This is a genomic window from Pelagicoccus sp. SDUM812002, assembly GCF_031127835.1.
GTDB lineage: Bacteria > Verrucomicrobiota > Verrucomicrobiia > Opitutales > Opitutaceae > Pelagicoccus.
Map to the genome: position 1 here is coordinate 43,410 of NZ_JARXHX010000002.1, position 26,764 is coordinate 70,173.

At 52.8% G+C, this 26,764-nt stretch carries 27 protein-coding genes; 5 read left to right on the forward strand and 22 right to left on the reverse strand.

The features are described 5' to 3' along the window. Positions 1 to 149 precede the first annotated feature (149 nt). From dctP to QEH53_RS03900, 6 genes are all read right to left on the reverse strand, one after another. Positions 150 to 1,178 (reverse strand): TRAP transporter substrate-binding protein DctP, encoded by a 1,029-nt coding sequence (gene dctP, locus QEH53_RS03875; protein WP_309021816.1) that lies wholly within the window; start codon positions 1,176 to 1,178, stop codon positions 150 to 152. A 118-nt stretch (positions 1,179 to 1,296) separates the two neighbouring features. Then, a complete protein-coding gene (locus QEH53_RS03880; RefSeq protein ID WP_309021817.1) occupies positions 1,297 to 2,208 on the reverse strand; it encodes a TRAP transporter TatT component family protein in 912 nt (303 codons plus the stop codon). 113 nt (positions 2,209 to 2,321) lie between these two features. Then, positions 2,322 to 3,617: an ammonium transporter gene (locus QEH53_RS03885; protein ID WP_309021818.1), complete on the reverse strand. Its 1,296-nt coding sequence runs from the start codon at positions 3,615 to 3,617 to the stop codon at positions 2,322 to 2,324. A gap of 135 nt (positions 3,618 to 3,752) precedes the next feature. Then, the gene (locus QEH53_RS03890) at positions 3,753 to 4,595 is read right to left on the reverse strand and encodes an anti-sigma factor (protein WP_309021819.1); all 843 of its coding nucleotides are present in this window, start codon (positions 4,593 to 4,595) and stop codon (positions 3,753 to 3,755) included. Beyond that, positions 4,588 to 5,217 carry a sigma-70 family RNA polymerase sigma factor gene (locus QEH53_RS03895; RefSeq protein ID WP_309021820.1) on the reverse strand — a complete coding sequence of 210 codons (630 nt, stop codon included), beginning with the start codon at positions 5,215 to 5,217 and terminating at the stop codon, positions 4,588 to 4,590. The genes QEH53_RS03890 and QEH53_RS03895 overlap by 8 nt, the downstream gene beginning before the upstream one ends. Beyond that, complete coding sequence (locus QEH53_RS03900; RefSeq protein WP_309021821.1) at positions 5,195 to 5,761, reverse strand: hypothetical protein; 567 nt, start codon at positions 5,759 to 5,761, stop codon at positions 5,195 to 5,197. The genes QEH53_RS03895 and QEH53_RS03900 overlap by 23 nt, the downstream gene beginning before the upstream one ends. Positions 5,762 to 5,958: 197 nt before the next feature. On the opposite strand from QEH53_RS03900, the gene QEH53_RS03905 reads away from it, so the two are divergent. Further along, a complete protein-coding gene (locus tag QEH53_RS03905) occupies positions 5,959 to 7,098 on the forward strand; it encodes a homoserine O-acetyltransferase (protein WP_309021822.1) in 1,140 nt (379 codons plus the stop codon). Here QEH53_RS03905 and QEH53_RS03910 read toward each other — a convergent pair. Further along, on the reverse strand, positions 7,095 to 7,604 hold the full coding sequence (locus tag QEH53_RS03910; RefSeq protein ID WP_309021823.1) for a hypothetical protein: 510 nt from the start codon (positions 7,602 to 7,604) through the stop codon (positions 7,095 to 7,097). The two genes, QEH53_RS03905 and QEH53_RS03910, sit on opposite strands and share 4 nt — an antisense overlap. Before the next feature lie 138 nt (positions 7,605 to 7,742). Then, complete coding sequence (locus QEH53_RS03915; protein ID WP_309021824.1) at positions 7,743 to 8,345, reverse strand: methionine biosynthesis protein MetW; 603 nt, start codon at positions 8,343 to 8,345, stop codon at positions 7,743 to 7,745. Positions 8,346 to 8,815: 470 nt separating this feature from the next. Here QEH53_RS03915 and QEH53_RS03920 point away from each other — a divergent pair, with 470 nt between their 5' ends. Further along, entirely contained in the window at positions 8,816 to 10,015 is a 1,200-nt protein-coding gene (locus QEH53_RS03920) for a glycosyltransferase (RefSeq protein WP_309021825.1), read from the forward strand. Here the strand turns inward: QEH53_RS03920 and QEH53_RS03925 are convergent. Further along, positions 9,978 to 11,234: a glycosyltransferase family 2 protein gene (locus QEH53_RS03925; protein ID WP_309021826.1), complete on the reverse strand. Its 1,257-nt coding sequence runs from the start codon at positions 11,232 to 11,234 to the stop codon at positions 9,978 to 9,980. The two genes, QEH53_RS03920 and QEH53_RS03925, sit on opposite strands and share 38 nt — an antisense overlap. Before the next feature lie 117 nt (positions 11,235 to 11,351). Between QEH53_RS03925 and QEH53_RS03930 the strand changes: the two genes are divergently transcribed. Both QEH53_RS03930 and QEH53_RS03935 read left to right on the forward strand, forming a co-directional pair. Beyond that, positions 11,352 to 12,161, forward strand: a complete 810-nt coding sequence (locus QEH53_RS03930) for an ABC transporter permease (protein ID WP_309021827.1) — start codon at positions 11,352 to 11,354, stop codon at positions 12,159 to 12,161. Next, positions 12,158 to 13,531, forward strand: coding sequence for an ABC transporter ATP-binding protein (locus QEH53_RS03935; protein WP_309021828.1), 1,374 nt, complete (start codon positions 12,158 to 12,160; stop codon positions 13,529 to 13,531). The genes QEH53_RS03930 and QEH53_RS03935 overlap by 4 nt, the downstream gene beginning before the upstream one ends. 65 nt (positions 13,532 to 13,596) lie before the next feature. On the opposite strand, the gene atpC is transcribed toward QEH53_RS03935, so the two are convergent. From atpC to QEH53_RS03975, 8 genes are all read right to left on the reverse strand, one after another. Continuing rightward, a complete protein-coding gene (gene atpC, locus QEH53_RS03940; RefSeq protein WP_309021829.1) occupies positions 13,597 to 14,001 on the reverse strand; it encodes an ATP synthase F1 subunit epsilon in 405 nt (134 codons plus the stop codon). A 23-nt stretch (positions 14,002 to 14,024) separates the two neighbouring features. Beyond that, positions 14,025 to 15,443: a F0F1 ATP synthase subunit beta gene (gene atpD, locus QEH53_RS03945; RefSeq protein WP_309021830.1), complete on the reverse strand. Its 1,419-nt coding sequence runs from the start codon at positions 15,441 to 15,443 to the stop codon at positions 14,025 to 14,027. Positions 15,444 to 15,482: 39 nt separating this feature from the next. After that, on the reverse strand, positions 15,483 to 16,361 hold the full coding sequence (gene atpG / locus QEH53_RS03950; protein WP_309021831.1) for an ATP synthase F1 subunit gamma: 879 nt from the start codon (positions 16,359 to 16,361) through the stop codon (positions 15,483 to 15,485). A gap of 38 nt (positions 16,362 to 16,399) precedes the next feature. Then, positions 16,400 to 17,932: a F0F1 ATP synthase subunit alpha gene (gene atpA, locus QEH53_RS03955; protein ID WP_309021832.1), complete on the reverse strand. Its 1,533-nt coding sequence runs from the start codon at positions 17,930 to 17,932 to the stop codon at positions 16,400 to 16,402. 46 nt (positions 17,933 to 17,978) lie between these two features. Continuing rightward, a complete protein-coding gene (locus QEH53_RS03960) occupies positions 17,979 to 18,374 on the reverse strand; it encodes a F0F1 ATP synthase subunit delta (RefSeq protein WP_309021833.1) in 396 nt (131 codons plus the stop codon). Between the two features lie 24 nt (positions 18,375 to 18,398). Beyond that, the gene (atpF, locus tag QEH53_RS03965; protein WP_309021834.1) at positions 18,399 to 18,947 is read right to left on the reverse strand and encodes a F0F1 ATP synthase subunit B; all 549 of its coding nucleotides are present in this window, start codon (positions 18,945 to 18,947) and stop codon (positions 18,399 to 18,401) included. Between the two features lie 88 nt (positions 18,948 to 19,035). Further along, positions 19,036 to 19,242 carry an ATPase gene (locus QEH53_RS03970; RefSeq protein ID WP_309021835.1) on the reverse strand — a complete coding sequence of 69 codons (207 nt, stop codon included), beginning with the start codon at positions 19,240 to 19,242 and terminating at the stop codon, positions 19,036 to 19,038. Between the two features lie 78 nt (positions 19,243 to 19,320). Then, positions 19,321 to 20,166 (reverse strand): F0F1 ATP synthase subunit A, encoded by an 846-nt coding sequence (locus tag QEH53_RS03975; protein ID WP_309021836.1) that lies wholly within the window; start codon positions 20,164 to 20,166, stop codon positions 19,321 to 19,323. Between the two features lie 171 nt (positions 20,167 to 20,337). Here QEH53_RS03975 and QEH53_RS03980 point away from each other — a divergent pair, with 171 nt between their 5' ends. Beyond that, positions 20,338 to 20,535: a hypothetical protein gene (locus QEH53_RS03980; protein WP_309021837.1), complete on the forward strand. Its 198-nt coding sequence runs from the start codon at positions 20,338 to 20,340 to the stop codon at positions 20,533 to 20,535. Positions 20,536 to 20,610: 75 nt separating this feature from the next. On the opposite strand, the gene trmB is transcribed toward QEH53_RS03980, so the two are convergent. The 5 genes from trmB to mnmE all read right to left on the reverse strand — a co-directional run bounded on the left by trmB (position 20,611) and on the right by mnmE (position 26,711). Further along, on the reverse strand, positions 20,611 to 21,201 hold the full coding sequence (gene trmB, locus QEH53_RS03985) for a tRNA (guanosine(46)-N7)-methyltransferase TrmB (RefSeq protein WP_309021838.1): 591 nt from the start codon (positions 21,199 to 21,201) through the stop codon (positions 20,611 to 20,613). 48 nt (positions 21,202 to 21,249) lie between these two features. After that, a complete protein-coding gene (locus QEH53_RS03990; RefSeq protein WP_309021839.1) occupies positions 21,250 to 22,575 on the reverse strand; it encodes an ATP-binding protein in 1,326 nt (441 codons plus the stop codon). 6 nt (positions 22,576 to 22,581) lie between these two features. Continuing rightward, entirely contained in the window at positions 22,582 to 23,271 is a 690-nt protein-coding gene (locus tag QEH53_RS03995) for a response regulator transcription factor (RefSeq protein ID WP_309021840.1), read from the reverse strand. A gap of 167 nt (positions 23,272 to 23,438) precedes the next feature. Then, the gene (mnmG, locus tag QEH53_RS04000; RefSeq protein WP_345785701.1) at positions 23,439 to 25,280 is read right to left on the reverse strand and encodes a tRNA uridine-5-carboxymethylaminomethyl(34) synthesis enzyme MnmG; all 1,842 of its coding nucleotides are present in this window, start codon (positions 25,278 to 25,280) and stop codon (positions 23,439 to 23,441) included. 72 nt (positions 25,281 to 25,352) lie between these two features. Continuing rightward, a complete protein-coding gene (gene mnmE, locus QEH53_RS04005; RefSeq protein WP_309021842.1) occupies positions 25,353 to 26,711 on the reverse strand; it encodes a tRNA uridine-5-carboxymethylaminomethyl(34) synthesis GTPase MnmE in 1,359 nt (452 codons plus the stop codon). Positions 26,712 to 26,764: the final 53 nt, after the last annotated feature.

Sequence of the window (26,764 nt, forward strand, 5' to 3'; positions counted from 1 at the left end):
TCCAATAGTCGGTTTAGTCCATCTCTAGTCTCTTTAAAATCGTCTTGTTTTTACCGCGACAAAGAGCTCGACAGGAACGCTTTACTAAAAAATTGGCGTCCCCGATCAGGGACGCCAATTTCATTTCAAATTCGTCGTAGCTTCCAAGCCTAGTTTTGAGAGCGGTACTCTTCGAGCAGTCGCACGACTTCGTCGAAAATGTCAGCTGGCACCGTGTTGTCTCGGATGAGCGAATAGGCTTGTTCCGAGGCCTTCTCCCAAGATTCCGTTACCGCTTCGTCCGCATCGCGGATCTTCAAGCCCCACTTCTCCTTCATCACCTTGATCGCTTCTTCGTTCTCCTCGCGACCCGCCAAAGTCATCTCACGGCCGTAGCGCTGAGCCGACTCGAGCATAACCGCTTGATCCTCCTCGGAAATGCGGCTCCAAGCCTGCTCTGATACGACGATCGCTCCCACGATGGGCGTGTAGCGGATATCAAGCATGTTCGGAGCGGGACGGTAGCTCTGAGTAGCCAGAGCGAAAAACGGAGGGAGAGGAACGATATCGACCAAGCCCGTTTGAAGACTGGATGTCACCTCAGTGGCATCGATAGGCACTGGTCGGAAGCCCATATTCTTCAGCAAGTCGGTCTGACGGTTGTCCCCAGCCCAAGTGTAGAGCTTGCCCTTTTTCATGTCGTCCGGAGTAGCGAGCTCTTGCTTGCTGAAAATCTTTACCCAACCAGAATCGACCCAGCTGAGAACGATGAAACCCTTTTCCTTGATTCGCTCTTCGAGCTTAGGCCCCAGCTTTTCCATGACGTACTCGAGTTCCTCGTACGTGTGAAACATCATGGGGATTTGCTGGAGACCCGCTACCCCCGGGTCAATCTCCGACAAACCAACACCCGAGATAAGAGCGGCCTGCAATTGGTTGACCCTCATGCGGTCTATCATAGCCGTCTCACCGCCTTGGACCCCACCGGAGAAGACGATCAAGTTAACCTGGCCGCGCGTCTGGTCCTTCCACTCTTGGCCCATTTTACGGAGCGACTTGTCGAAAGAGGAGTCCTTTGGAGCAAGCGTACTCAAGCGAATGTTCATGCGGCGCGCGTCCGCGTCCTGCGTTAGTGAAAAGGTCGCTGCGGCAAGCGCGCCAAAAGCGAAGAAACGGGTGAGTTTGGAAAATACAGTCATCTTTACGAGAGCAGGTTTTAGAGGCTCGATTCATCCGTAAGACGGACAAAGCCCCTCGAAGCTTCAATGTTTTATACAGGCACGCCGCGTAAACGTTTCATTTGCGCGGGAGATTCGTCTATAAAAACAGCCAATCCAGACGTGTCAGCAGCCACTCGGCACGACGCTGGTAGAGCAAATTGTTGAGTCGCAGCGAAGGGTTCGCGTCGACGTCGATTTCGAGAGCCTTGTTGAGCATAGCTAAGAACAAGTCCTTATCCTGCTGAGCCACCGCGACCGCTTCGGCATACGCCACGTAGACCGAGGCCAACTTCCCACCTGACAGCTCCAAGGCCCGCTTGAAAAAGCGAGTCGCGTTCGCAACGGGATCGCCCTCCCCGTTCATCCGGCTCATTTCATAAGTGATGAAAAAGCTCTGTATCGAACCCATTTCCCAATCTGGATCGAGCTCGAGGCAGCGCCGCATCATCGCCTCCACGTAGGCTAAGTCGCCGACCAAATCCATGTTGTCTAACGAGAGCGAAATTGCCCCCGCCCAGGAGAGAGCCGACCAATAGAGCGTTTCTACGTCTCCCGCCTTGACGCGGCTGAGAGCAGCCTCGGCATCCTCCTTCAACTCTTCGCCGATTCCTGGGTACTTCGCCTCGAGGGCCCGCATCCCGTAGCGATTGGCTCGCTGGTAGAGCTTGATTGCTCTTTCGCGCAGTTCCTCCGCTCGGTCGTAATCCTCGTCCTCGATCTCATCCGCGTCGAGCTGGACCCAGCCATAAGCGTATTGCGTAAAACCACTGGCGAGCGAAGTGAGCAGGCCTTCATGCTCAGGCGTTTCCGCCAAAACGCTCTCCATCAACTTCAGGCTAAAGGGCAGCGCATCTCCTACAAGTTCCGGATCCTCATCCGAAGAAAAGACATCGCCACCTCCTGAGAGAGCATCTCCGATCTGATTCAATGCGAGCTTTTTGACGGAGCAGCCGCCGAGCAACAGGCTCATCGTGGCGATTTGGATGCAAAGAAAGCGACGGGATATCATAGTCAGCGCACCCTATGCCGGTGATTGGCTTTTTCAAGTCCACACCAAGCATCAAAAAGCCCAGGTGCGCAAATCGCGCCTGGGCTTGGCAAAATTAATTCTAAGGAAGAGCTTTAAAGCTCATATGCTTGTTCGTCATGATCGCTCAAGTCGAGGCCGCGCAACTCATCGTCAGACTCGACGCGCAGTCCCATCACCTTGTTGAGAACGAAGAAGAGGATAAAGGATACGAGGCCGCTCCAGACAACCGTGATGATCACGCTCATAAATTGGCCCCATACTTGGGTAGCCATTCCGATGCCTTCGCCGTAACCCGTTCCTCCGAACGACTCGGAAGCGACCACACCCGTGAGGATCGCCCCTACGATACCGCCGATTCCATGCACTCCGAAAACGTCGAGCGAGTCGTCGATCTTCAGGATAAACTTTAGCTTAACGGCGACTAAGTAACAGCAAACCGCCGAGCAAATTCCAATCAATATGGCGCCCATAGGACCGGCGTTTCCAGAGGCTGGAGTGATGGCGACCAAGCCGGCCACAGCACCCGTCGCCACTCCCAAAGCTGACGCCTTGCCGTGTACGAATAGCTCAATTAGCATCCAAGTCACTGCACAGGTGGCACACGCGATTTGCGTAACCAGCATCGCCATGCCGGCGGTTCCGTCAGCTGCTACCGCACTGCCAGCGTTGAAGCCGAACCAACCGACCCAAAGCATCGCGGCGCCCACCACCGTAAGAGGAAGGTTGTGTGGCTTTATCGGCTCCTCAAACGCCTTCTTACGCTTGCCCACCATCAAACAGCCCACCAGTCCGGCCATTGCTGCGTTGATGTGGACAACGGTTCCGCCTGCGAAATCCATTACGCTCCAATTGTGGAAATAGCCGTTCTCCGACCAAGCCATGTGCCAAACAGGAATGTAAGAAAAGATAAACCAGAGGATCGAGAATATCAGAACTGCGGAAAATTTAACGCGCTCTGCGAAGGCACCAATAATGAGAGCGGGGGTGATGATCGCGAATGTCATCTGGAAAGTTACAAAAACCGATTCGGGAATCGTGCCGGAGAGGGAGTCGACCGTGAGGTGATTGAGGAAGGCGAGGTCGAAGTTTCCGATAAACGGATTGTCGCCGCTCACCGCGAGACTGTAGCCGAAGATCACCCAAAGCACGGACATGACCGCACAGATAGAGAAACACTGCATCAGTATAGAGAGCACGTTTTTGGCGCGAACCAAACCACCGTAGAAAAGGGCCAGTCCCGGCAAAGTCATGAAAAGAACCAAAGCAGTAGCCACGATCATCCATGCGGTGTCACCAGAGTCGTGGTCGGGGATTCCTTCCTGAGCGTGAGCGAGGGTCGGAAGCATTAGGAGGAGGGTAGCGGGGAGGAGACGGAGCAATCGTTTCATGATTCGAGTTAACAGGGGAGGTTTTTGCGAAAGTCGCGAACTCGATGAGCAAAAAAAGCCGCCCAGAGGGCGGCAATGTTAAAATGTAAGAAGAGCATAAAGGATACTCTCCCATTGTGAGTCGAAGCTTATTCCTTAAACATCACTTAGCACCACCATCTGGCTCGGGGCTGTCGGGTCCTCGCTTTCCTCCTCAGTTACGAAAAAACTGAGCGAATCAAGCGAAGCGCCTTTGGGAAGCGTCGAAAGGTCAAAGAAGAACAGGCCACGCGACTCTTCGCCTATCGGTAAAGTGCCCGCACGAACCGGGGCAGCGGACGGATCCGTCTTGGCCCAGACATGATAGCTTTTGTTGGGAGCCTCGCGAGGCAAGTTTTCCACCGCGATAAAACCGATGTTGTAACGGCGATCGTAGATGGTGAACCCTCCCGACATCTCAGCAACTTCCGTGTCTTCCTGCCCATCGAGCAATTGGCCAGCAGGAATGCCTTCGCGAGAGAACCAATAAGCCTCAGCGAGGCCCGCCAGTTCGAGCATGCGATCTTCCACAGCGAAGTCTTCTGAGGGAGTTTGCACCGCAATGATGCGCGGATTGGCCAAATTGTTGAGCACGATATCGGACTGGGTATTCACTCCTCCTTTAGCTCCGAAGTAGCTGATCATTAATGCAAGCGCCGCACACGCTGCTGCCGCCCAGCCGCCCCAAGTCGCAAAGGAGACAAGCGTCGAGCCAGTAGCACTCGCGGTATGCGGCTCGCTCGCTCCATCGATTTCTTCCATGACCTGTGAGTAGGTTTGGAATGAAGGCTCCGCCCTTGCCGGCCTCGCTTCGAGCTCGACGAGTCGCTGGTACTCGTGCACGAGCGACTGCAGTTCTCGATCTTCGCGGACCTTGCTTTCGAATTCCTTCTTTTCGGACTCGGGTAAAATGCCGAGAGCGTAGAGTTGGGCTTTTTCTTCTATGAGTTCGTTATTCATAGCTTGGTGCCATCATGTTTTTGAGTCGTTGCATGCCGCGGCGCATGGCGGTTTTCACCGTGCCAAGCGGCATATTTAGCTGATCTGAAATTTCTTGTTGGGTTAGCCCCTTATTCATGGCGAGTTGGAGGCTGAGGCGTTGGGAATCGGGGAGACGCTCCACCATCTCCTCCAAGAGACTGAGCTGGTCGTCCATTTCCACACGTTGTGATGGGTCTTTCTCGGACTGCCGCTGTTCGTCGACCGGTTTAAGCGCCATCGGGTCATCAGTTACCGTCACTGGCTTCATGGCACGCATGCGGTCTATGCAAAGACGCTTAGTTATCAAGACGCACCAGCTGAATGGACGCGAGAGGCTGCGGTCGTAGCGAGGAGCCGAGCGCCATATCTTCACGAACGCGTCTTGAAGGACCTCCTCAGCTAACCCCCTGTCACGCAGAAACTTGGCAATATACGAAAAAAGTGGACGCGAGTATCGAGCGTACAGTTCGTCAAACGCGGCTCGCTCCTGCCGGGCAATCCGCCGTATCAGCTCAGCCTCGATACTAGCATCGTCCATGGAATGCGTATTGTCTCCTTCCATTCGCAACGAAGAATCGCTACTCGCTTTTTGAGACGTCATCTTCGCCTTCCGCTGCGGCCTTTTCCTCCTCGATCAAACCGACCGATAGTCGCGTGTTGAGCTCCATCACCATTTCCTCGATCGCTTCCTCCATAACCTCGTTGTGAGCTCGTATGATCCGATCATATCCCCCGAAAGGCGAAGGTGCTCGAGTGAAGTAAGTGCCGAGCTTGTTTCTCGTGTAGTCGCGCTTGATGCTGGCACTGAAACGCGCCTCGACCTCGCTCAAGCCATTGTCGCCCCACTTGAATATGGTCAGATCCAGCCGAGGTTGGTTTGGCGGCGTCTGCTGGGCGCCAAAACGCTCGATCTTGTAGTTGAGCGGAAAATTGATGTCCTCGAACACGTCTTCCAACGTTTGCTCGATGCGATGAAAACGGTCCGTTTCACCTATTGAACTCCCATTCATGTACACACTGTCCATGACTTGGATGTACAGTGTATCGGTCGGTCGCAGGTTGATGAACGGCACGTCCTTCTTGGGCCGAGCAGTGCCGAGGCAAGCCAAGCTTAGGAAGCACGATAAGAGTAGGGCGATTTTCATGAATTTACTCGAAGGAGGTGCCAGTCGACAGTCGCAGCACCTCACCTGTGGGTTCGAGGGGGATAGGTAAGTGGATTCAAATTCTGTCTTAACTTCACACTATTCAAACGAAAAAAACGACCTCTCCATCTCCCCTTCTCCACAAGTCCCCTTCTTCGCTCTCGACACCTGCTCAAGCCCACACAAAAACTCCCTACATGAACGCAACCGAAGAGGATCACGGGCTGGACGATGCCGGCGAGGTAGGACTCGTCGAGCCTGTCGACTTCTACTACCCGCAACCCTTCACCTTCGAAAGCGGTCAAAGCATTCCTGAGTTCACGCTGCGCTACGAAACCTACGGGCGGCTCAACGCTGACGGGACGAACGCTATCCTCGTCGCCCACGCCCTGACAGGAGACCACCACTGCGCAGGCATCTATAGCCTCCGTGACCGCAAGCCGGGCTGGTGGAATAATATGATCGGCCCCGGGAAGCCAATCGATACCAATCGCTTCTTCGTGGTATGCTCCAATTGCATCGGTGGCTGCCAAGGATCAACGGGCCCCAAGTCGATCAACCCCGAAACCGGCACGCCCTACAATCTCACATTCCCGTTCGTGAACGTGGTCGACATGGTACGAACCCAAAAACTGCTTCTTGACAGCCTCGGAATCAAGAAGCTCCACGCCGCGATCGGCGGCTCGATGGGCGGTATGCAAGTACTGCAGTGGGCAATCGAATATCCAGACTTTATCGAGCGTATCCTTCCTATGGCTACCACCTGGAGGCAAAAGTCCCAAGCGATTGCCTTCGACGAAGTCGGCCGCCAAGCGATCATGCAGGATCCCGAGTGGAAAGAAGGTAACTACGAGCCGGATAAAGGCCCGAACATGGGCCTCGCAATCGCTCGCATGATGGCTCACATCACCTACCTTTCTGATACCAGCATGGACCGGAAGTTTGGCCGGAGGCGCCAAGCTGGCTACGACAGCAAGTACACTTTCGACATCGAGTTCGAGGTGGAGAGCTACCTTCGCTACCAAGGCGAAAGCTTCACCAACCGTTTCGACGCCAACACCTACCTCTACTTCACCCGAGCCCTCGGGTATTTCGATCTAGCCGGGTCCTACGGAAGCTTGGACAAGGCAGTCGCCAACATGAAGTGCCGCGCCTTAGTGGTCGGATTTACCTCCGACTGGCTCTTCCCTCCTGCTCAAAACCGAGAGGTCGTTCTCGCCATGCTGCGACAAGGGAAAGAGGCATCCTACCTGCAAATCGATATGGACCTCGGACATGATTCCTTCCTCGTAGATTCCGACGAACTGTTTGAGCTCACGCGGGCGTTTCTCCTCTAGCTCGCCAAGCAATTGAAAGTTATCAAAACGCGAGTGGCGCGCTTAGGCTGCCGGATGTAACGCAGCGAAACACCAAACGCTTCGCACAGCGCTCTCGCCATGCCCTCGATGAAGGAACAACAGCGACGGGCTCCTTCGCACGTTACCCTCACGCGATCATTTGTCACAGCGATGACCTCAACTGAAAAAGCTTCCATACCAGGTAGTGGGGCCTCCGCAGACGGTCTAAAGCGAGCAAACAAGATCCGCAATGCCTCGCTAGGCCCCTCATCTCCAGAGTCACGCAGGGTTTCTGTCAGCAACGTTGACCCCTTTAACCATCGAGCTCCGATCTGCCGCAAAAGCTCCTCGGTATCGACCGCTAGCCGTTGAGCGAGTGACCAAAGAGCGAGGTCGAACTCGACGTCGTCACGGACCGAATCTAGCTTAGGCAAGAATTCGCGAACGATATCGTCGCGATTCGTAGGGGATATTTCGTGGGTGGCTAGTTCGAGAAATGGAGTCATTGGGATGCGGTCAAGGTGGCGAAAAGCAATGGCTGATCCTAGCTAAAACCTATCTCGAAACCAGTCGGACAGGCAATTTAGTCCAATTTTTAAGATTAGGGAACGTACCAGCCAAATCCACCCGCACTCGGAATACACCTAAGCCGTCGCCTTAAGATCGAAGACCGCGTATCCGCTGAGCAAATTGAGCAAAATACGCTTTTGGGTTTCCCAATTGCCGCCAAGGCAGAGGTGTCTCTCCACCTGGATGCCACGTTTGCGGCAGAATATCTCGAACTGTTGGACAGAAACCGGATTGCTTGGACGCGATACCGACCAAGGCGATGGATAGACCTCGTTTCGAATAACGCGGCCGTTGAGAAGCATGCTCAGACGATTGCGCCAATATGCGTAGTTTACAAAGCCCACTAACATGTGGCTGGAAACTCGCAGAGCTTCCTCGATCACTACTGATGGAGAACTGAGTTCCTGCATGGTACGGGAACAGATAACGTAATCGAAGTGCTTGTCGGGGAAGGACTTCATGAAATCCATCATATCGCCCATATACACGCTAATACCGCGTTTAACGCAGGATCGGGCTTTTTCTGGATCGAGATCAACACCGACCGCTTCTACCCCCAGTTTTTGCTTTAAATACTCGAGCAATACGCCACGTCCGCAGCCAAGATCGAGAACGCGCGAGCCAGGCTGTACCCACTCGCTCATTACGCGCATATCCACTGTTCGCTTGTCTTTCATCGATTTGCCTTAGCTGGCAGGAATCGTTTAGAAAAGCCCTGCCACGCTTACCGCACAAGGATGAAACGTTCTATCAGACTTTACCGCCCCTGACGCTTCAACCTCAACATAACAATTAGCCCTAAACATAGGGCTCCTATTAGTCCATAAGATCCATGGACACTCGCAAAGACGGGGGCCTCCATAGCCTCAATTTTCAGATCGTCCGGCAAAAATTCCGATGCGACAGAATCCGCCAACGAGAGTTGAGTAAGTCCAAACACGACTAAAACAGCGAATAAAGTTTTCATGGCACAAATCGAGAAGGGACATCAAAGATACTCCCCCGACATCGAACAAACAGCATGCATACATTGGTAAATTTACGGATCAAGATAATTATAAAATTTCTGTTATAAATTAGACATTGAAATACTACTCTCGGTGCAAATGGCTCGCCATCGACCGCCTACCCTACAGCAAAGAAGAGGATGACACTGACTTCACAACGGCTGCTCACAGTCGCCTACGACATTGCTCGCCTATCCGCTGGTGGCACCAACGGGGGAATCAAGGTGCATCACTACGAATTTCTCCGCCGCTTCGTAGAGAAGCACTCTCAAGAAATCAGGCTCTTCGTGTTCTGTAGGGAGGAAATCGTGCCGGAACTCTGTTTTCTCGGGCTGGACGGACTTCATCAGATCCACGTGCTCGGTCCCCGCAGAGCCTACGAGCCTCGAAGCAGCAACGGGACGCTACCATCGCTCCGATACTGGCCTGATTTGCCAGAAAATTTGCTCGCTTTGCTCCGGGTCGACGCGCTGTACGCCGGGTTTGGATTCTCCGAGCTCTACACGCCTGAAGTCCCACAAGTCAGCCTTATAGTCGACGTGTTGCATCGAGGCTACCCAGAAACTCTGCCACCCGCTGAAGTCCAATTTCGCGATCGCTGGTACGCGGAAGCCGTCGAGCGTTCGGTTTTGATCCAAACCAATTCTGAATACTGCAAAGACGAACTGGTCAAAGAATTCGGAACGAACCCCGAAACGGTCTTTTCCATCGGCCTCCCCTTGCACGGACGCTTCAACAGAGTGGAGATGGGAAACCTCCCTTCTCAAATAGCGCACCTCCCGCATCGCTATTTCCTTTATCCGGCCAATTACTGGTCACACAAAAACCACGAGCGTCTCATCGAAGCCTATTCGATCTACAAGGCAAAAGCTGGCGACCAAGCCCTCCATCTCGTGCTCACTGGTCAAATTGACGAACGGGGAATAAGGATCGCTCGAATCATTTCCGAAATTGGGCTCGAGGATTACATACATCCGATCGGGCACACGACCCTCACCGACTACAAGGCTGTTTGGGAACTCGCTCACTCGCTTGTATTCCCAAGCCTGTACGAAGGATTTGGACTGCCGCTATTGGAAGCGCACTTTTTTCAAAAACCGGTGCTGCGAAGCAACGGCTACGACTCACACCTACTGGCTCCTCAGGCTCTGGCTGTCGATGCCACAAACGTGCCTGAAATCGCAGACGGGTTGGCGAAACTACAAGCCAACCCTCACCATTACCGCGACGACGGGGCCACCCTATCCAGCTTCGACAATTCAGATGAGAGCAGCATTCTCTTGGGGTACCTTGGGAAAGCCGCTAATCGTCGTCGCAAAGCCGACGCCACAAACGCTTGATCAAGCCCGCCCAGGTTTCGCGTTTCAACCGGAACAAGGTGAAGGGTTCATGCAAGTATCGGTCGAACTTATCGAAGCCCGAGAATCCATTCCAAAGTAGGCGTAAAACAACCGGCCAAGGCGCGAATTTGGCCACCATCCACACCCGGTTCCTCAATGAGAAAAAGATGTTCATGGACGACAGCACTCCGGAAGTCGCCGAGCCGTGGTGCCTCACCACGCTGCGTGGCTGAAACAGGATTTTACAGCCAGAACGGCGAAGCCTCAGGCAAAGGTCGCTGTCCTCGAAATACGCGAAAAATTCCGAGTCAAAAGGCTCATCGGTGAGAGCCGCCCTGCGTATGAGCAAAGAACAGGCACTACCCATCTCTAGTTCCTTCTCCTGCGAAAATGCAGCACCATCCCTTTCGTAAAGCCCAAGCTCACGCAGGCTCCAGTCCTCTGCGAATTCGCTTCCGGCACTATTCACCACATCGAAAAGCGCGTTCTCGGAAATGGGTAAACAGACGGTCTGCCTCTCGCCCGTGAGGGTGACTCTTTGCCAATCACCTCCCTCAAGGCGAAAGTCCGCAAACTTGCCAAACTGGCTCGCGTGCGACGCGATTTCTACCCTGAGATCTCCCAGCGTCTCTACCGGAAAATAAAGGGCCGCACGCTCCTTGGTCCAAATCCAGTGGTCGTCCTCAACCAATTCCAAGCGGTGCGTCCCCTCCCTGTGGTAGAGTGAGATTTGACGTTCAGCCAACTTCACTCGGATACCAAGCAGGCGATCGTCCTGTACTCCATCTTCTCGGTCCGGCCGAAAGACAGGAGCTTCGATCTCTAGACGCACGTAACGATCGTAGAAAAGCACCTTTCCACAAACCGCGCCCACGTCTGGCTCCGCCTCCATGGTTAGAACCAACTCCATCAGCCAATCTGCATGCGGCACCGCGTCATTATTCAGGAGAGCCAAGTATTTCCCGCAGGCTCGACTTGCCCCATAATTAACGCCCCCAGCAAACCCCAGATTCCCCTGCCCTCGCAGATGCGTGATCGAAAAAGTACCCAGCCTTTTCGGTATGCTGAGAGGGCCACCGTTTTCTACTACTATTAACTCGAAATTTCGAAAGGTCTGCTTACCCAAAGCTTCAAGCAACTCTGGCCAAAAACGTTGCCCATTATAATCAAGGACCAGCACCGATACCAACGGTTTAGAATGCAGTTTGTCCTCGATCATCCCACCCCCAAACTCATAGTCGGCAAAAATGTCAATAGGTCCTAGACTCAGCCATCAAACAAGCCGCCTCGCCCCGCGGGTCCACGCCTCTCTCGCGGAAGCCAAAGCTAGCCATCGATGAAACTTTTCACCGCTTCGGCGAAAGCCGTCCGATCCATATTCTCGCACTGGCACCTCACACTCCAACTGGCCGCTCGGAACATTCAAATGCAATACCGTGGGAGCTACCTCGGTGTCGTATGGACACTGCTCTCCCCGCTGATGATGTTGGGAATATATTCCTTCGTTTTTGGGTATGTATTCAGCGGCTCCTTCGTCAACGAAACACCGCTCCAGCACGCGCTCGGGATTTTCGTCGGACTCGCTATTCATAACTTTTTTGCCGAAACCATTGTGTTGACGCCCCCTCTCATCCAATCGCATTCGAGCTTCGTCAAAAAAGTAGTCTTTCCACTCGAAACCCTCGTCATCGCCCGCCTGATAGCTTCACTGCTAACACTTGCCATAAAGTCGGCCTTGATCTTGGCAGCAGCACTCATCATGGGCAACGGAGTGTCGCTCGCCCACTTTGGCATCCTGGCAATGCTTCCCATCATGTTTCTGATGGCCACGGGCATCGGTATGCTTTTCGCCAGCGTCGGCGTCGTAATTAAGGACCTCGGCAACGCGTCCCAATTCCTCTCCATGGCTCTCCTCTTCGGCAGCGCCGTCTTCTATCCGGTCGACAAGATCCCACCCGGTGCTTGGACCTACCTGCAATTTAACCCATTGGTTTACATGGTGGACGGTATCCGCGACATCGTCCTGTGGAATAAGCCCATGCCGCTCGAAAGCTACGTTGCGCCAGCAATCGCAGCTGTCATCATTTTCTTGCTAGGGAACTACGTCTTCCAGAAGCTGCGCCCCTCTTTCCCTGACTACCTATGAGCGAGAGCGAATACGCCGTTAACTGCGAAAACGTTTCGAAGGACTACAAGATTTGGCGGGACTCATCTTCTCGCCTTAAGGCACCGGTCTGGGCTCTCTTCCGCCGTGCCTTCGACAACGGCAAAGACGACAACCCCTACTACTCCACGTTCTCCGCTCTCAAAGATGTCAGCTTCAAGCTGAAACGAGGCGAGTCCATCGGTATCATTGGACGCAACGGATCGGGAAAGAGTACCCTCTTGCAAATACTGGCTGGTACGCTCCAACCCACTCGAGGAACCGCAAAAACCCGAGGCCGCGTCGCAGCCCTTCTTGAACTCGGCTCCGGCTTCAACCCAGAATTTTCTGGACGAGAGAACATCTACCTTTACGCAGCCATCCTCGGCTTCGACAGAAAGAACATCAACGAGAAGCTCCAAGAAATCATCGACTTCTCAGAACTCGAGAAATTCATCGATCAACCGCTCAAGACGTACAGCAGCGGCATGACTATTCGCTTGGCCTTTTCGGTTCGCATCCACCTCGAGCCCGAGATCTTGATCATCGATGAAGCTCTCGCCGTCGGAGACTTCTACTTTGTACAAAAGTGTACCCGCTTCATCCGAGAATTTATTAAAGACAGAACTCTGGTTCTCGTGACCCACGACCTCTCGTCGGTACAAAATATTTGCGAACGCTGCATCTGGTTGAAAGACGGCGAGATCATGTATGACGGTTCCCCCAAGGTCGCGGTCGAGCAATATCTAGCATTTTATCATAACGCTGAGAATGGCTCGAAGAACGCCACTGAGATCAACAACCAGCTTAAGTTAACCTATGAGTTAAACGAAGATCAGCTACACGATCAACGAGAAGAAGAAGCTCTAAAAAACAAACCCAACCAATGGGAAGTGCTGCTGCTTGAGGAACCCAGCGACTCATTCGGAAGTGGCGAAGGGCATATAGTCGACTGCTTCCTCGAGGATTCCGAGGGTCGACGCCTTTCCGGTGTCGTCGGAGGCGAGATAGTACGATTCACGATAAGAGCTAAAGCCGGAACGCAAATCGACCTACCTATCCTCGGCTTCAATTTGAAGGACCGTCACGGGCAGTATATTTTTGGAGACAACACTTATCTCTCGAATGCAGAGCAAAGTTTAAAACTTGAAGCAGAACAAGAAATCACTGCTAGCTTCGAATTTCGTATGCCGATTCTTCACCCCGGCACTTATGCTTTCATTGCCTCATTCTCTCGCGGTACGCAAGAGTCACACACTCAAATTCAATGGATCCACGAAGCTTTGGTAATCCATTCAAAGTCGCGAATCACCCATCAGGGAATCTGCGGCGTACCGATGCACAAGATCGTCACGAGAATACTCCAAGCGTAAATCTGAATCAAAAAAGAGACCAGCCTTGCGACTGGTCTCTTAGAAAGAATTTAAGCAAAAGAAGATTACCGCTTCTTTTTCAGCAACTGCTGAATGTTCGCGTATTGGATCGTCGTCTCGAGCTGGGCCAGCTCCTCTGCACTCATCTCCTTCGCGTTCTTGAGGGCGTCTTGGGCTCGGGCCATTGCCGCTTCGACCTCGTTCACGTTGATATCGGATTCGCTGATGGCGTTTTCCGCCAAGATAGAAACCTTGTCGCCGATACATTGCGCAAAGCCCTTGCTCACAGCGAGATGGACGACGGTTCCAGAACTGGAAACAGCGATATCACCTGGCTGAAGTTCGGTGAGGAGCGGAATGTGCCCCGGCATGATCCCGACTTCGCCTGTAGTGGTAGGCATCACGACAGAGTCGATCGTCTCGTCGTACACCTTGCCGTGCGGCGTTACAATTTCTAGTTGGAGTGACATATCCTACCGGGTGTTGCTCTGGCTTAGGCCTTAGAAGCTTCAAGAACTTCGTCGAGTCCGCCCTTCATGTAGAAGTCGTTTTCGGCGATGTGGTCGAGCTCGCCATCGAGGATTTGCTTGAAGCCCTTGATGGTTTCCGAAACGGGGACGATCTTTCCCGGGAATCCGGTGAAGACTTCAGCCACGTTGAACGGCTGGGAGAGGAACTTCTGGATCTTACGAGCACGGAAGACAGTTTGTCTATCTTCTGGCGAAAGTTCGTCGAGTCCGAGAATCGCGATGATGTCCTGCAAATCCTTGTAGCGCTGAAGCACGCGTTGAACGCCACGGGCAACATCATAATGCTCTTGTCCAACGACTGCTGGCTCGAGAGCCTTCGAAACGGAGGAGAGTGGGTCAACCGCTGGGTAGATACCCAGGTCAGCAATCGAACGCTCGAGTACGATCGTGGAGTCAAGGTGAGCGAATGTGTTTGCTGGAGCAGGGTCGGTCAAGTCATCCGCAGGTACATATACCGCCTGGAAGGAAGTCACGGAACCCTTGGTGGTTGAAGTGATACGTTCCTGGAGAGCGCCCATTTCCGAAGAGAGCGTTGGTTGATAACCAACCGCGGATGGAGAGCGTCCAAGAAGTGCGGATACTTCGGAACCGGCTTGGGAGAAACGGAACACGTTATCTACGAAGAGAAGTACGTCCTGGTTCTTTTCGTCACGGAAGTACTCCGCCATGGAGAGAGCCGAAAGCGCAACACGCATACGAGCACCAGGCGGTTCGTTCATTTGTCCGTAAACGAGAGCAACCTTAGAGTTTTCGAGGTTCTCTTGGTCGATAACTCCGGAGTCAGACATTTCGTGGTAAAGGTCATTTCCTTCACGCGAACGTTCGCCCACACCTGCGAATACGGAGTATCCACCGTGAGTCTTCGCGATGTTGTTGATGAGCTCCATGATCACAACGGTCTTACCAACACCAGCACCACCGAAGGCGCCAACTTTACCGCCCTTGATGAAAGGGCAAATGAGGTCGATGACCTTAATACCGGTTTCGAGGATCGTCGCCTTGGTGTCTTGCTCGGTCAGTGGTGGAGCAGGACGGTGAATCTCGTACTTCTTGTCGAACTTGACTTCGCCGCGGTTATCAACGGGATCGCCGGTTACGTTGAAGATACGTCCGAGAACGCCTTCGCCAACTGGCACGGAAATCTGAGCTCCTGTATCAAGGATTTCCATACCGCGCTTGAGACCTTCTGTGGAAGACATCGCAACGGCACGCACAACGCCTTCACCAAGGTGCTGCTGGACTTCAAGGGTGAGGTCGATGTTCGCTCCAGCTGCTGTGAACTGAATTTTAAGCGCCTGATAGATGGGCGGAATCGTTTCGGGTGCAAACTGAACGTCTACAACTGGTCCAATAACTTGGAGGATCTTTCCGGTGTTGCTCATAGCCTTTTCGGTGATGGAAGTTTTGTTCTAAAAGTAAGGTTAGCCGTTGGACGCTGTTGCCGCGGCAATTTCGAGGATTTCTTGTGTGATGGCGGCCTGACGGGCCTTGTTGTACTGAAGCGTGAGCCCGTCGAGCAAAGTAGTTGCATTGTCCTTAGCGGATTTCATGGCAACCATTCTGGCACTGTGCTCTGAAGCACGCGCGTTGAGCAACGCCTGGTGCGCTTCGCGATTAACGAAGAGTGGAAGCAAGGAGGAAAGAATCGCTTCGGGGTCTGGTTCGAATTTGAGCATCCGATCGTCCAAGCTTTCTTGATACGGCTCTGCGTCTTTACCCCGGAGTCCGTTGATCATGTCATCGAGATTGCTAATCGGAAGTAGTTTTCCGAACGAAGCTTCCTGAACCAGCGTATTCACAAAACGGGGATAAAGAATTTCGATAGTGTCGATCTCCCCCGCTTCGTATTTTTCGATCATGTATTCGACGATTTGCTTTACCTGAAGGTAAGGTACTTCGTCGGAAACCGAAAATTCGGCGAGTAAATCGAGCTTGTTACGGCTTACAAACTGAACCGCCTTGCGACCAATCGTCACGTATTTCGCCGCGGTTTTGATCTTCACGATCTCGCGGAAAAGATTGCTGTTGAGCGCTCCACAAAGTCCCCGGTCTGTGGATACAACGAGGATGCCGCGGGTCTTAACTTCGCGTTCCTCGAAGAACGAATGCTCAATCCCGTCGATACGTCCGGAGACGTTGGCCAGAACTTCAGCGAGCAGTGCCGCGTAAGCTTGTCCTGAAGACGCATTTTGCTGCGCCTTCTTCATCTTCGAAGCCGCAACAAGCTCCATCGCCTTAGTTATCTGGCGAGTGTTCTTGACCGATTTAATGCGGCCGCGGATTTCTTTAGTGCTAGGCATCTAGTGAAAGGTTCGCGAGGGTTCTCGACGAGTCGGGATTAAACGAAGCTTGGCTTCCACTCGTCGTAAGCCTTCTTGAGCTCGGCTTGCAACTCGTCGTCGATCTTCGCCTTGGTGCGTATGCTGGTGAGGAGAGCTTCCTTGCGGGTTGTGAAGAATTCACGGATGGAATTCGCAGCAGCCACGATCTTGGATGCGTCGATATCGTCGTAGTAGTTGTTCTGGATACCCCAGAGAACAGCGACCTGCTCTTCGATAGGGAGCGGGTTGAAAGCGGGTTGCTTGAAGAGCTCAACAATGCGGGCACCGCGGTCGAGCTGAGCCTTGGTCTTCGCATCGAGATCGGAACCGAACTGAGCGAATGCCGCGAGTTCGCGGAACTGAGCGAGCTCTAGCTTGATCTTACCCGCAACTTGCTTAGTCGCCTTGATCTGAGCGGCAGATCCAACACGGGAAACGGAAAGACCCACGGAAACCGCCGGACGGATACCTTGGTTAAAGAGGTCGGTTTCGAGGAAGATCTGACCGTCGGTGATGGAGATCACGTTGGTTGGGATGTATGCGGAAAGGTCACCTGCGAGCGTTTCGATAATAGGAAGCGCGGTGATAGATCCATTTCCATTGTCCTCGTTGACGCGAGCAGAACGCTCTAGCAGGCGGGAGTGGAGGTAGAATACGTCACCAGGATAGGCTTCGCGACCGGATGGACGCTTGAGGATCAAAGACATTTGGCGGTAAGCCGCCGCGTGCTTGGAAAGGTCATCGTAAACAATGAGCGCGTCCATGCCGTTGGACATGAACCACTCTGCCATCGCGACACCGGAGTAAGGTGCGAGATACTGGTCAGCTGCTGCATCCGCGGCGGGAGCAGAAACGAGAATGGTGTACTTGAGAGCGTCCGCGGCTTCGAGTACGCCGAGCGTACGCGCCACGTTGGAATTCTTCTGACCGATAACAACGTAAACAGAATATACAGGACGGAAGTTTTCGTCGCCAGAGGCGAGACCAACGTCGTTGATCTTCGCTTGGTTGATGATCGTGTCGATCGCGATGGTGGTCTTTCCAGTACCGCGGTCGCCGATGATGAGCTCGCGCTGGCCACGACCGATTGGGATCATGGAATCGATCGCCATGATGCCGGTAGCGAGTGGCTGGTCAACGGACTTACGTTCGATGATACCAGGAGCTATCTTTTCGACAGGATAAGATTCAGTGCTTTCGACCGGGCCCTTGCCATCTACTGGCTGACCGAGGGCGTTAACAACGCGGCCGAGCAAGCCTTTGCCAACAGGAACCGAAAGGAGCTGACCTGTGCACTTAGCTTCGTCGCCTGCCTTTAGGTGAGTCGATTCGCCGAGGATAACCACACCCACGGAATCTTCTTCCAAGTTGAGGGCGATCCCGATCGATCCGCCAGGGAACTCGATCATTTCGTTGTACATAGCCTCGGAAAGGCCGTCGATTTTGGCAACGCCGTCCGCGATGGTGACGATCTTGCCGGTGTTGCTTTGGACCGTCTTGGTCTGGAGGTTAGCGATCTGTTGTTCGATTTGCTCGATGACGGAACTCATAGTGTTCTAACGTTTTGAAAGGTGCGTTTTCTGAAAGGAGTGTGAATTAGGAAAGCGTCGCCTCTAGCTCGTGGAGAGAGCCGGCAACCGAGGAGTCGTAGACGTCGCAGCCGACTCGGACGCGGAGGCCCGCGATGAGGGAGTCGTTTTGGCGAGTGGTTACGGATATTTTGCGTCCGTAGTGAGCGGAAAACTTGGCCTTGATCGCTTCTATCGCAGAGGAGCTGAGTTCACCGGCATGTTCTACAGCAGCAGTACTGTTCGCGACTTCGCGTTGCACGAGCTTCAAGTACTCTTTGAGGACGGAAGCGTACTTACGCGGTGGATTTTTTTCCAGATACTGCAAAACTGCTGAAGCACGCTCTTCAGAGAACTCGCCGTCCTCCAGAGAGATCTTGAGCAGTCCTTTCGCGTAGTTGATGATTTGCTTGTCGCGTGTCATTGAATTTCGGTTACAGCCCGAGGGTTAAACGAGTGTCGAGCTGGCGCTCTCGGAGTAACGGGCCTTTTCGTCAGAGGAAAGTTCCTTGGAGAGAACCTTGCCTGCTGTCGCGACAACGAGTCGGGAAATTTCGCTGCGAGCTTCGGCGAGCATCTGCTTGCGATCGTTTTCAATCTGGAGCTGAGCCTTCCTAGTGATGTCCTCCGCAGCCTTGATGGCTTCTTGAGCAGACTTATCGATGCGTACTTCAGCCGTTTGGCGAGCTTCCGTCACGATCGTTTTCGCTTCGACGGACGCTTCTTGAAGAATACGTTTCTTTTCCGCTTCAGCTTCAGCAAGCTTGACCTTCATCTCTTCCGCATACTTGAGGCCGGAATCGATCTTGGATTCACGCTCCTCCATCGTGGCCATCACTGGCTTGAAAGCGAACTTCCAAAGAACGGTTGCAAGGATCGTGAAGCTGATCGCCTGCATGAGGATGTGGCTCCCATGGATACCAAACGTTTCGACGAGGTTCGCTGAGTCAGCTGCTTGAGGATCTGCCGCCGCGAGGACTTGGATGAGGTCAGTCATGTTCGTAGAGTGATACGAGAGTAATTGAGAAAATAGCTAAGGCACCACCAGCACGAACGCGGATGGTGCCAAAAGTATTCAAGCGGGCTTACTGGATGAAGAAGATGGCGAGGATGCCGAGACCTTCTGCTAGAGCCATACCAAGGATCGCCTGAACGAGGATCTTGCCGGAAGCTCCTGGGTTACGACCCACTGCTTCCGCAGCCTTGAGACCGATGAGGCCTACGCCAATCGCTGCTCCGAGAGCACCGATACCTGCACCAATGTTACCTGTGATTTCCGCGAGGATGTTCATTATACGTATTTTTTTTTGTTAGCTATTATATTGCCGCCCACATTTTTTGTACATGGTCCCGACAACAGATTGTTTACTCTAGTGGTGCTCTTCTCCGTCACCATGGTTGCAGATGAGCCCCACATACACGCTAAACAGAAGGATGAAAACCAGCGGTTGGACAAACCCAACAATGAGCTCGAGAAAATAGAAAGGGAAGATGAAACCGGTTTGGTGCAGCAAACTCTCGCCGCCATAAATATTGCCGAACAAACGCACCGATAGGGTGAGAGGGCGAATGAGTATGGATACCACTTCGATGACACCGACGATGAGAAAGATCGGCCACAATGCCATCCACATGAACTTGCCCACCTCCTTCTTATCCGCTTTGTTGCCGAAGAGATCCCTGATCAGGACCACTGGTCCATCCGACTTGAGCACAATGAAGAGCCAAGCGATCATGGTAACGCCCGCTAGAGCTATCGTTCCATTCCAGTCAGCGTTCGCGGGGCGGATCCATGGCTCGGTCACATGGAAATGACCATCTTCCCCAGTATAACCCATTCCCACACTGCCCACTCCCGGTAGCAATCCGCTCCAGTTTTGGATAAGGATGTAAAAGAAGAGCCCCAAGATCATGGGTAAGGTCAGTCGAAACGCCTTGCTGCCAACAATGGGTTTAGTCGTGTCGCGCACGAAACACAGCATCGACTCCACCAAAGCCTGTCCCTTGGACGGTACCATTTTCGGACGGCCCACCATTGCACGGATACCAACTATGAGTAGGATCGAAATCACCCAGCTCGTCACCATCGAGTTGGTGACCGGCAGTCCGAATATGTTAAAGAGTTCATTCGCTGCGGGGCTGACCGCGGCAGATGCATCAGCTACCGGGAGAAGTAGCGCTAGTGATGAGAGGAGAAATGTCTTTTTGCCCGCCATAGGTGAAAGAAGGAGAGTTTGTTGTACCAGCCTCGAGGGGCCGTCAACTCTGGAAAGACTTTTTACGCCTATTAGGGCAGATTGTAAGTATTTCATTTCATGCCCAGTAAGAAATCTAATACTGAGAGTAAGTTCTTGGCTTAGCCTTCTAGATCTGAAATTTAGAGTGCAATGGCCAAGGACAATCTTACCAACGCGCTCAGTGGTTTGAAGGAAATCGAGAAGAAGCGATCTCCCCACAAGGCGGCGAAGAAGCGGCCAGTTAAGCGGGGTCGCCCCAAGGCATTCGATCCATTCTATCTTTTTTGCACGATCCTGGCGGTGATGGCAATCGGACTGCAGCTAGTAGCAATTGCAGCCTACGGGTAGGTATTCGTGGAATAGTTAGATTATATAATAGTGTAGCGCAGTTTCGTTTCACCTACCAATGTTATCTGGGACGTGCTAGCGCTTAACAACGACGAGTGACTGGTAGCTATCGGCTCTGTTTTGGAACACCGTTTCGCGTTCGAAAGGCCATTCAAAATTGCCTTCAGGCTCCCAAACGTCCTGCTCAGCAATAACTTGCTCGGCCCAATCGAAGTAGGGACCATGGTCAGTGCGGAAATGGCAACGAACACCTGAGGCGCAACGCTTTGCGAGCTCTGATAGGAACTTTACGCTGAAAAGGCGGTTTTTCCAATGGCGTTTCTTGGGCCAAGGGTCCGGAAAAAGGATAAAAACTTCGTTTAATCGAACGTGACTTGGCATCAGATCGAGAACTTCAAAAGCTTCGCCACGGACAAAGCGAGCGTTCGTCGCTCCTGCCCGCTCCACCTTTTTCTGCGCCCTCTCGATTCGGTCTCCGATGAGGTCTACACCTAGGCACTGTTTCTCGGGGAACGAAACAGCGAAATCTGCCAGCCAGTGCCCATGGCCGCAACCGATCTCTAAGGTGAGGACAGCAGGTACCGAAAATAGCGTGGCGAGTTTTTCTTCAAGCTGGGCCCGTCTCTTCTCAACCCATTCGAGGTGCTGTGCGTATCCGGCGTTCATGGCTGCGGGTTTAAGCACTGAAATTCGGGCGCTTTCAACTCGTATTTGTCAGCTTTTCTCGGTTTCCGTCTCGAGCGGGAGCGTATTAGCGTCTTCCCGCAACGCCGGAAGCAATGGCAGACTGAAAACCACTCGTAGGCCGCCCTTGTCGGCAAGCTCGGCCCAGACTTGCCCCTCATGCCACTCGATAATGTGTTTAACGATGCTCAGTCCAAGGCCAGTTCCTCCCGTTTCGCGAGATCGACCCTTATCGACTCGATAAAAACGCTCGAAAATCTTGTTCAAGTCTTCCTTAGGAACTCCCGCCCCTTCGTCCTCTACCCAAAGCAGCAACTCACCTCCACGAACGCGTGCACCGATCCAAATACACCCGCCTTCTGGCGAGTACTTGAAGGCGTTCTCGACGAGATTGTCGAAGACCTGGCGGAGCTTGAGCACGTCATAGCGAACACGCGCTACCATCTCGTCAGTAAAAGCAGTCTGAACCTTGAGCCCCGATTTGCGAGGACTCGAACCGTAGTCGAACGCGATTTCCCGAATCCAAGACAATACATCGGACTCTGACCAATCGAAACTCGGAGCATCGCCCTCTAACCGCGAAAGGCTCAACAGGTCATTGATAAGCAACGCTAAGCGTTCCGAGTGTCGGTGAATGGTCGAAATAAACTGCTCCCGATCCTGCAAGGGCATCGTTTCGTGATCCGAAACCAACGTCTCCGAGTACCCCTTAATCACTGCGACAGGAGTTTTCAACTCATGCGACGCATTCGCCACGAAATTTTTGCGGGCCTGAGCCAATAGCTTCTGCCGCGTCGTATCGTGTAGAACAAACAGAAACCATGGGCCGTTTCCCTCCAAAGCTTCAGAAAGACGGGAAGCAGTGATATCGAGCCAGATCTCCGATTGCCCATTGCGAAAAGCGATTTCCCGTTTAGCAGGCCCCCTACCCTTTTTAACATCCCAGACAAAATCCAGAAAGTCAGAGCTGCCCATTCCGCTTTCAATGCGTTGCCCTACTCCCTCTGTCATAGAGGGAAACATGTTCTTCAAAGCGTTGTTAACTAGTAGGATATAATTATCGCGGTCGATGATAATTACGCCTTCCTGCAAACTCCCTAACGTGGTATCGATCTGATTGAGCTGCCCGCTACTCTTGCGACTCAAACTGTTGTTGTCCTCGATGAGACGATTAAGCTCGTTCAGAAGTAATCCCCAATTCTCGTTGACTCCCCGAAAATCCGAGGAATGGGTCAAAATGGAAGTGCGGCTCGTGAGCGATTCAGCGAGCAAGCGAATCGCTACCTTCTGCCGGAAGTACTTCCTAGCAAAGAAGATAGCGCAGCCTAGGGCGACGCAGGCAAAAATTGTGGTCATAAGGTACTACCGGCTTTCAACTAAGCGGTAGCCCACCCCACGAACGGTCTCAAGCCAAGAGGCTTCGTTCCCAAGTTTTTCACGCAATCGACGCATATGCGTGTCGACGGTACGAGTTTCAATATCGTTCTCGTAGTTCCAAACCTTGTGAAGGAGCGTTTCGCGAGTCTGCACCTTGCCCCGCTCCTCCAATAGCAGTTTGAGCAAACGGAATTCCGTCGCGGTCAGATCGATACCTTCCGATTCCACTTCCACGCGATGATGTTCTACATCCATGCGGATTCCGTTCACCTCGAGAACCTTGGCCTCTTCGGTCTCGACTCGACGCTTGAGAACTGCCGAAACGCGCAACATCAGTTCTTTCGGGCTAAATGGTTTGCACACGTAATCGTCCGCACCGCTCTCGAAGCCATCGATGCGGTCCCCTTCCTCCGTCTTGGCACTGAGAAAGATAATCGGAATTTCCTTCAAAGTAGAATCGGCCCTCATCAGACGGCAAACCTGCAAGCCGCTGAAATCTGGCATCATTATATCTAGAACCACCAGCTCTGGCCTAAATTGACGTGCCGTTTCAAGAGCGATACGGGAGTCATTCAAGGTACGAACCTCGTAACCGCGTTGGCGCAAATGATAGCTCAGCAACTCTGTCACATCGACTTCGTCGTCTACTACCAAAATTCTTTTCGAGTCATCCATAGCTACCATAAGCGTAATAAGTAAGGACCCAATTGTTACGAGACAAAGTCGGAGCGCAACTTCAGGTGCGTTACAATCCGGTGACGCACGGACCGTTATTCGACAAACAACCGTCTACGCAAATCTGAATTGTAAATTTAATTTCTAAAATGCTCTACATCAATCTATTACGACCTTAATGCAATCATCAAAATACTAACATCAGAGGGGTTAACGCCACTAATACGTCCCGCTTGAGCAAGCGTGGCTGGCTTTGTCTCGCTGAGCTTCGCAATAGACTCCAAACGCAACCCATTGAGTTTAGAATAGTCGAAATCAGCCGGTATTTTGATCTTCTCCACGTCCTTGAGCTTCGCAATCTGTCGCGTTTCACGTTCGAGATAGCCAGCGTACTTAGTTCGATACATAACCTGATCCAAGGTTTCTTTCTTCAATGCTCCCAACTCCGCAGGTAGCTCACCCTCCCCTATTCCTCGGCGAATATGAGTTGCCCATGTAGCGGTATCGCGACGGTTCCTTTCAAGCCAATCGACCCATTTCGCGACATCAGCTTTCTTCGCCTTCATTCTGAGCAGCCGCTCGTTCGACACCAGCCCGTGAGCTTGAGCATGCTCAAGCATTCGCAACTCAGCACTCCCATGATTGAACAGCAAACGGTACTCCGCCCGACTCGTGAACATGCGGTATGGCTCCTTGGTACCTTTAGTCACCAAGTCATCGATCAGCACTCCTATATAGCCGTCATGGCGCTTCAACACCATCGGGTCCTCACACCTCGCTTTCAGTACCGCATTCACGCCTGCAACCAGCCCTTGGCAAGCCGCCTCCTCATAACCGGAAGTACCATTGATCTGACCCGCAAAGAAAAGATTCTCTACCTTCTTAGACTCTAAATGAGGGAAAAGCTGGGTCGGAGGAGCGAAATCGTATTCAACGGCGTAAGCTGGCCTCAAAAGATGCACATCCCGCAAACCGTCAATCGAACGAAGCATCTCCAACTGCGTAGAAAATGGAAGACTCGTCGACAGCCCGTTCACATAATACTCGTTCGTGTTACGACCCTCGGGCTCCAAGAACAGCATATGCCGCGTCTTATCGGCGAAGCGTACAAATTTATCCTCGATACTTGGGCAATACCGAGGGCCAGTTCCCTCAATCTCGCCGCCATACATGGCGGAAAGATGCAGATTGTCGTTAACGATGCACTGGGTCTCCTTCGAAGTGTACGTGATCCAACACGAAACCTGTTCAGACCCCGGTTTCCAGCCAGCAAACATTTCTCCGCGTTGTTCCACGTGGAACAGATCCTTTTCACCACGCGTATCGTAGAACCCGAATAATGCAGGATCCTCATCCCCCCTTTGTTCCTCAAGCCCTGAAAAGTCTATGGTGCGACCCAGAAGCCTTGGCGGTGTACCAGTCTTAAGTCGTTCGAGCTCGATACCGGCCTCGAGAAAGCTCCCTGAGAGCGTTTTGGCTGAATAATCACCCATCCGCCCGCCTTCGGTCTTGTTTTTGCCCACGTGCATTAAGCCTCTCAGGAACGTACCTGTGGTTACGACCAAGGTCTTTCCATAAAAATCGACATCAAGATTAGTCCGGCATCCGACAACTTTTCCGCTCTTGAATATCAATCCGGTGACGGTCGCTTGGAAAATGGAAAGGTTTTCCTGAAGCTCCAGTACATGCTTCATACGGAGAGCATATACTTTCTTGTCGCACTGAGCACGCGGTGACTGGACCGCCGGACCCTTAGATGCATTGAGCAGACGGAACTGAATTCCAGATACATCGGCATTGATCGCCATTTCGCCGCCCAATGCATCGATTTCGCGGACCATTTGGCCTTTGGCGACTCCGCCTATAGCCGGATTGCAACTCATAGCTGCAATCGTGTCTATATTTCCGCTTAACACCAAGGTTCGAGCACCCATCCGAGCCGCAGCCAAAGCTGCCTCGCACCCGGCATGACCCGCACCACAGACAATAACATCGTACTCATCCAGCATTCCGCTCATGGACGTGGACGATAGGATAGGGGACTGGAAGCTCAAGCAGCTTCGTACCCCCCCTGCAAACAGCTACTTGCCGATGCAAAAGCTCGAAAATAGCACATCGAGCATGTCTTCGGTGTCGATTCGCCCTAAAACACAGCCAATCGCATCCACCGCACCTCGAAGCTCGCTTGCAACAAACTCCGCAGGTTCACCTTCCTCGAACTTCCCGATGGCAGATTCCAAGCAGCTTGCCAGCTCTTTGAGGGCCGCGCTATGTCGAGCGTTTACCAAAATGAGATCATCTTGATCCTGGGCCAAATGAGCATCGATCATCGCAACAATCGTAGTCTTCAAAGTATCCAGCCCCTCTCCAGAGAGGGCACACATCGAAACCCGTTGCAATTCGGAGAGCTCAGAGGGGAGGGGACGTAAGTCACCTAAATCAGACTTGTTCTGCACTACAATACAGTTCTCAGCGTTCAATTGCTCGGAAACTTCATCTGGCAAAACTGGAGCCGGAAGGCTGCCATCGAGCACCAACAAGAACAGGTCCGCCTCTTCGCTCAGCTCGACTGTTTTGCGAATCCCTTGACGCTCGATTCCGCTAGCAGCCTCGCGAAGCCCTGCCGTATCCATTAACTGGAGACAGTGACCTTCTAAAATGACACGTTCTCGAATAAAGTCACGAGTAGTGCCAGGCTCGTCGCTCACGATCGCTCGTTCGAAACCGAGCAGGCAATTGAGCAAAGAGCTTTTACCTGCATTCGGTTCACCGAGAATCAGAGTCTTGACGCCGTCTCGCAGGAAGGCAGCGTACTTGCCGCTGTCGATGATCCGAGAGCAGTAAGCTAGCACTGAACGAATCGCCTCGATTTCCTTCTTCTTCTGCTCGGGCGGAAGATCCTCCTCTGGAAAATCGATGTACGCTTCAACGGTCGCCACCGTTGTGAGGAGCCTAGTCTTGAGTTGCACGAGCTGGCGTCCGAAATTTCCTCTCAACTGGTTGTTAGCCACGCGGATAGCACGATCACTGCGAGCTTGGATTAGTTCCATAACCGCTTCCGCTTGGGTCAAATCCATTCGTCCGTTGAGGAACGCGCGGCGCGTAAATTCTCCCGGCTCAGACTGCCGGCAGCCACGGGCCAGCATGTCCTCGAGCAACCGAGTGGCAATCAGAGGGTTTCCATGGCAACTCACCTCAAGCACGTCTTCACCCGTATACGACTTCGGACCATTGAACAAAGTGTAGACCACGTCATCGAGGACTTCGCCAGAGATATCGCGATAGCTTCCATGGCAGGCTCGCCGAGGAGTAGGGGACTTCGCCAAATCAAAAACACTCCTCGCAATTTGGTTACATAAGGGACCCGTCACGCGAATCAATGCAATAGCCGACTCCCCTGCAGGGGTTGCTAATGCTACAACTGTATCAGTATTTTCCATACACTTTGAAATCCTATAGTTTTCTCGAACGCTCGCGGCACTCGTCCTCTCGT

What these genes read in the sequence shown, in the direction of transcription:
- dctP (WP_309021816.1), bottom strand. Translation starts at nt 1,178, where the DNA reads ATGACTGTATTTTCCAAACTCACCCGTTTCTTCGCTTTTGGCGCGCTT.
- QEH53_RS03880 (WP_309021817.1), bottom strand. Translation starts at nt 2,208, where the DNA reads ATGATATCCCGTCGCTTTCTTTGCATCCAAATCGCCACGATGAGCCTG.
- QEH53_RS03885 (WP_309021818.1), bottom strand. Translation starts at nt 3,617, where the DNA reads ATGAAACGATTGCTCCGTCTCCTCCCCGCTACCCTCCTCCTAATGCTT.
- QEH53_RS03890 (WP_309021819.1), bottom strand. Translation starts at nt 4,595, where the DNA reads ATGAATAACGAACTCATAGAAGAAAAAGCCCAACTCTACGCTCTCGGC.
- QEH53_RS03895 (WP_309021820.1), bottom strand. Translation starts at nt 5,217, where the DNA reads ATGACGTCTCAAAAAGCGAGTAGCGATTCTTCGTTGCGAATGGAAGGA.
- QEH53_RS03900 (WP_309021821.1), bottom strand. Translation starts at nt 5,761, where the DNA reads ATGAAAATCGCCCTACTCTTATCGTGCTTCCTAAGCTTGGCTTGCCTC.
- QEH53_RS03905 (WP_309021822.1), top strand. Translation starts at nt 5,959, where the DNA reads ATGAACGCAACCGAAGAGGATCACGGGCTGGACGATGCCGGCGAGGTA.
- QEH53_RS03910 (WP_309021823.1), bottom strand. Translation starts at nt 7,604, where the DNA reads ATGACTCCATTTCTCGAACTAGCCACCCACGAAATATCCCCTACGAAT.
- QEH53_RS03915 (WP_309021824.1), bottom strand. Translation starts at nt 8,345, where the DNA reads ATGAAAGACAAGCGAACAGTGGATATGCGCGTAATGAGCGAGTGGGTA.
- QEH53_RS03920 (WP_309021825.1), top strand. Translation starts at nt 8,816, where the DNA reads ATGACACTGACTTCACAACGGCTGCTCACAGTCGCCTACGACATTGCT.
- QEH53_RS03925 (WP_309021826.1), bottom strand. Translation starts at nt 11,234, where the DNA reads ATGATCGAGGACAAACTGCATTCTAAACCGTTGGTATCGGTGCTGGTC.
- QEH53_RS03930 (WP_309021827.1), top strand. Translation starts at nt 11,352, where the DNA reads ATGAAACTTTTCACCGCTTCGGCGAAAGCCGTCCGATCCATATTCTCG.
- QEH53_RS03935 (WP_309021828.1), top strand. Translation starts at nt 12,158, where the DNA reads ATGAGCGAGAGCGAATACGCCGTTAACTGCGAAAACGTTTCGAAGGAC.
- atpC (WP_309021829.1), bottom strand. Translation starts at nt 14,001, where the DNA reads ATGTCACTCCAACTAGAAATTGTAACGCCGCACGGCAAGGTGTACGAC.
- atpD (WP_309021830.1), bottom strand. Translation starts at nt 15,443, where the DNA reads ATGAGCAACACCGGAAAGATCCTCCAAGTTATTGGACCAGTTGTAGAC.
- atpG (WP_309021831.1), bottom strand. Translation starts at nt 16,361, where the DNA reads ATGCCTAGCACTAAAGAAATCCGCGGCCGCATTAAATCGGTCAAGAAC.
- atpA (WP_309021832.1), bottom strand. Translation starts at nt 17,932, where the DNA reads ATGAGTTCCGTCATCGAGCAAATCGAACAACAGATCGCTAACCTCCAG.
- QEH53_RS03960 (WP_309021833.1), bottom strand. Translation starts at nt 18,374, where the DNA reads ATGACACGCGACAAGCAAATCATCAACTACGCGAAAGGACTGCTCAAG.
- atpF (WP_309021834.1), bottom strand. Translation starts at nt 18,947, where the DNA reads ATGACTGACCTCATCCAAGTCCTCGCGGCGGCAGATCCTCAAGCAGCT.
- QEH53_RS03970 (WP_309021835.1), bottom strand. Translation starts at nt 19,242, where the DNA reads ATGAACATCCTCGCGGAAATCACAGGTAACATTGGTGCAGGTATCGGT.
- QEH53_RS03975 (WP_309021836.1), bottom strand. Translation starts at nt 20,166, where the DNA reads ATGGCGGGCAAAAAGACATTTCTCCTCTCATCACTAGCGCTACTTCTC.
- QEH53_RS03980 (WP_309021837.1), top strand. Translation starts at nt 20,338, where the DNA reads ATGGCCAAGGACAATCTTACCAACGCGCTCAGTGGTTTGAAGGAAATC.
- trmB (WP_309021838.1), bottom strand. Translation starts at nt 21,201, where the DNA reads ATGAACGCCGGATACGCACAGCACCTCGAATGGGTTGAGAAGAGACGG.
- QEH53_RS03990 (WP_309021839.1), bottom strand. Translation starts at nt 22,575, where the DNA reads ATGACCACAATTTTTGCCTGCGTCGCCCTAGGCTGCGCTATCTTCTTT.
- QEH53_RS03995 (WP_309021840.1), bottom strand. Translation starts at nt 23,271, where the DNA reads ATGGATGACTCGAAAAGAATTTTGGTAGTAGACGACGAAGTCGATGTG.
- mnmG (WP_345785701.1), bottom strand. Translation starts at nt 25,280, where the DNA reads ATGCTGGATGAGTACGATGTTATTGTCTGTGGTGCGGGTCATGCCGGG.
- mnmE (WP_309021842.1), bottom strand. Translation starts at nt 26,711, where the DNA reads ATGGAAAATACTGATACAGTTGTAGCATTAGCAACCCCTGCAGGGGAG.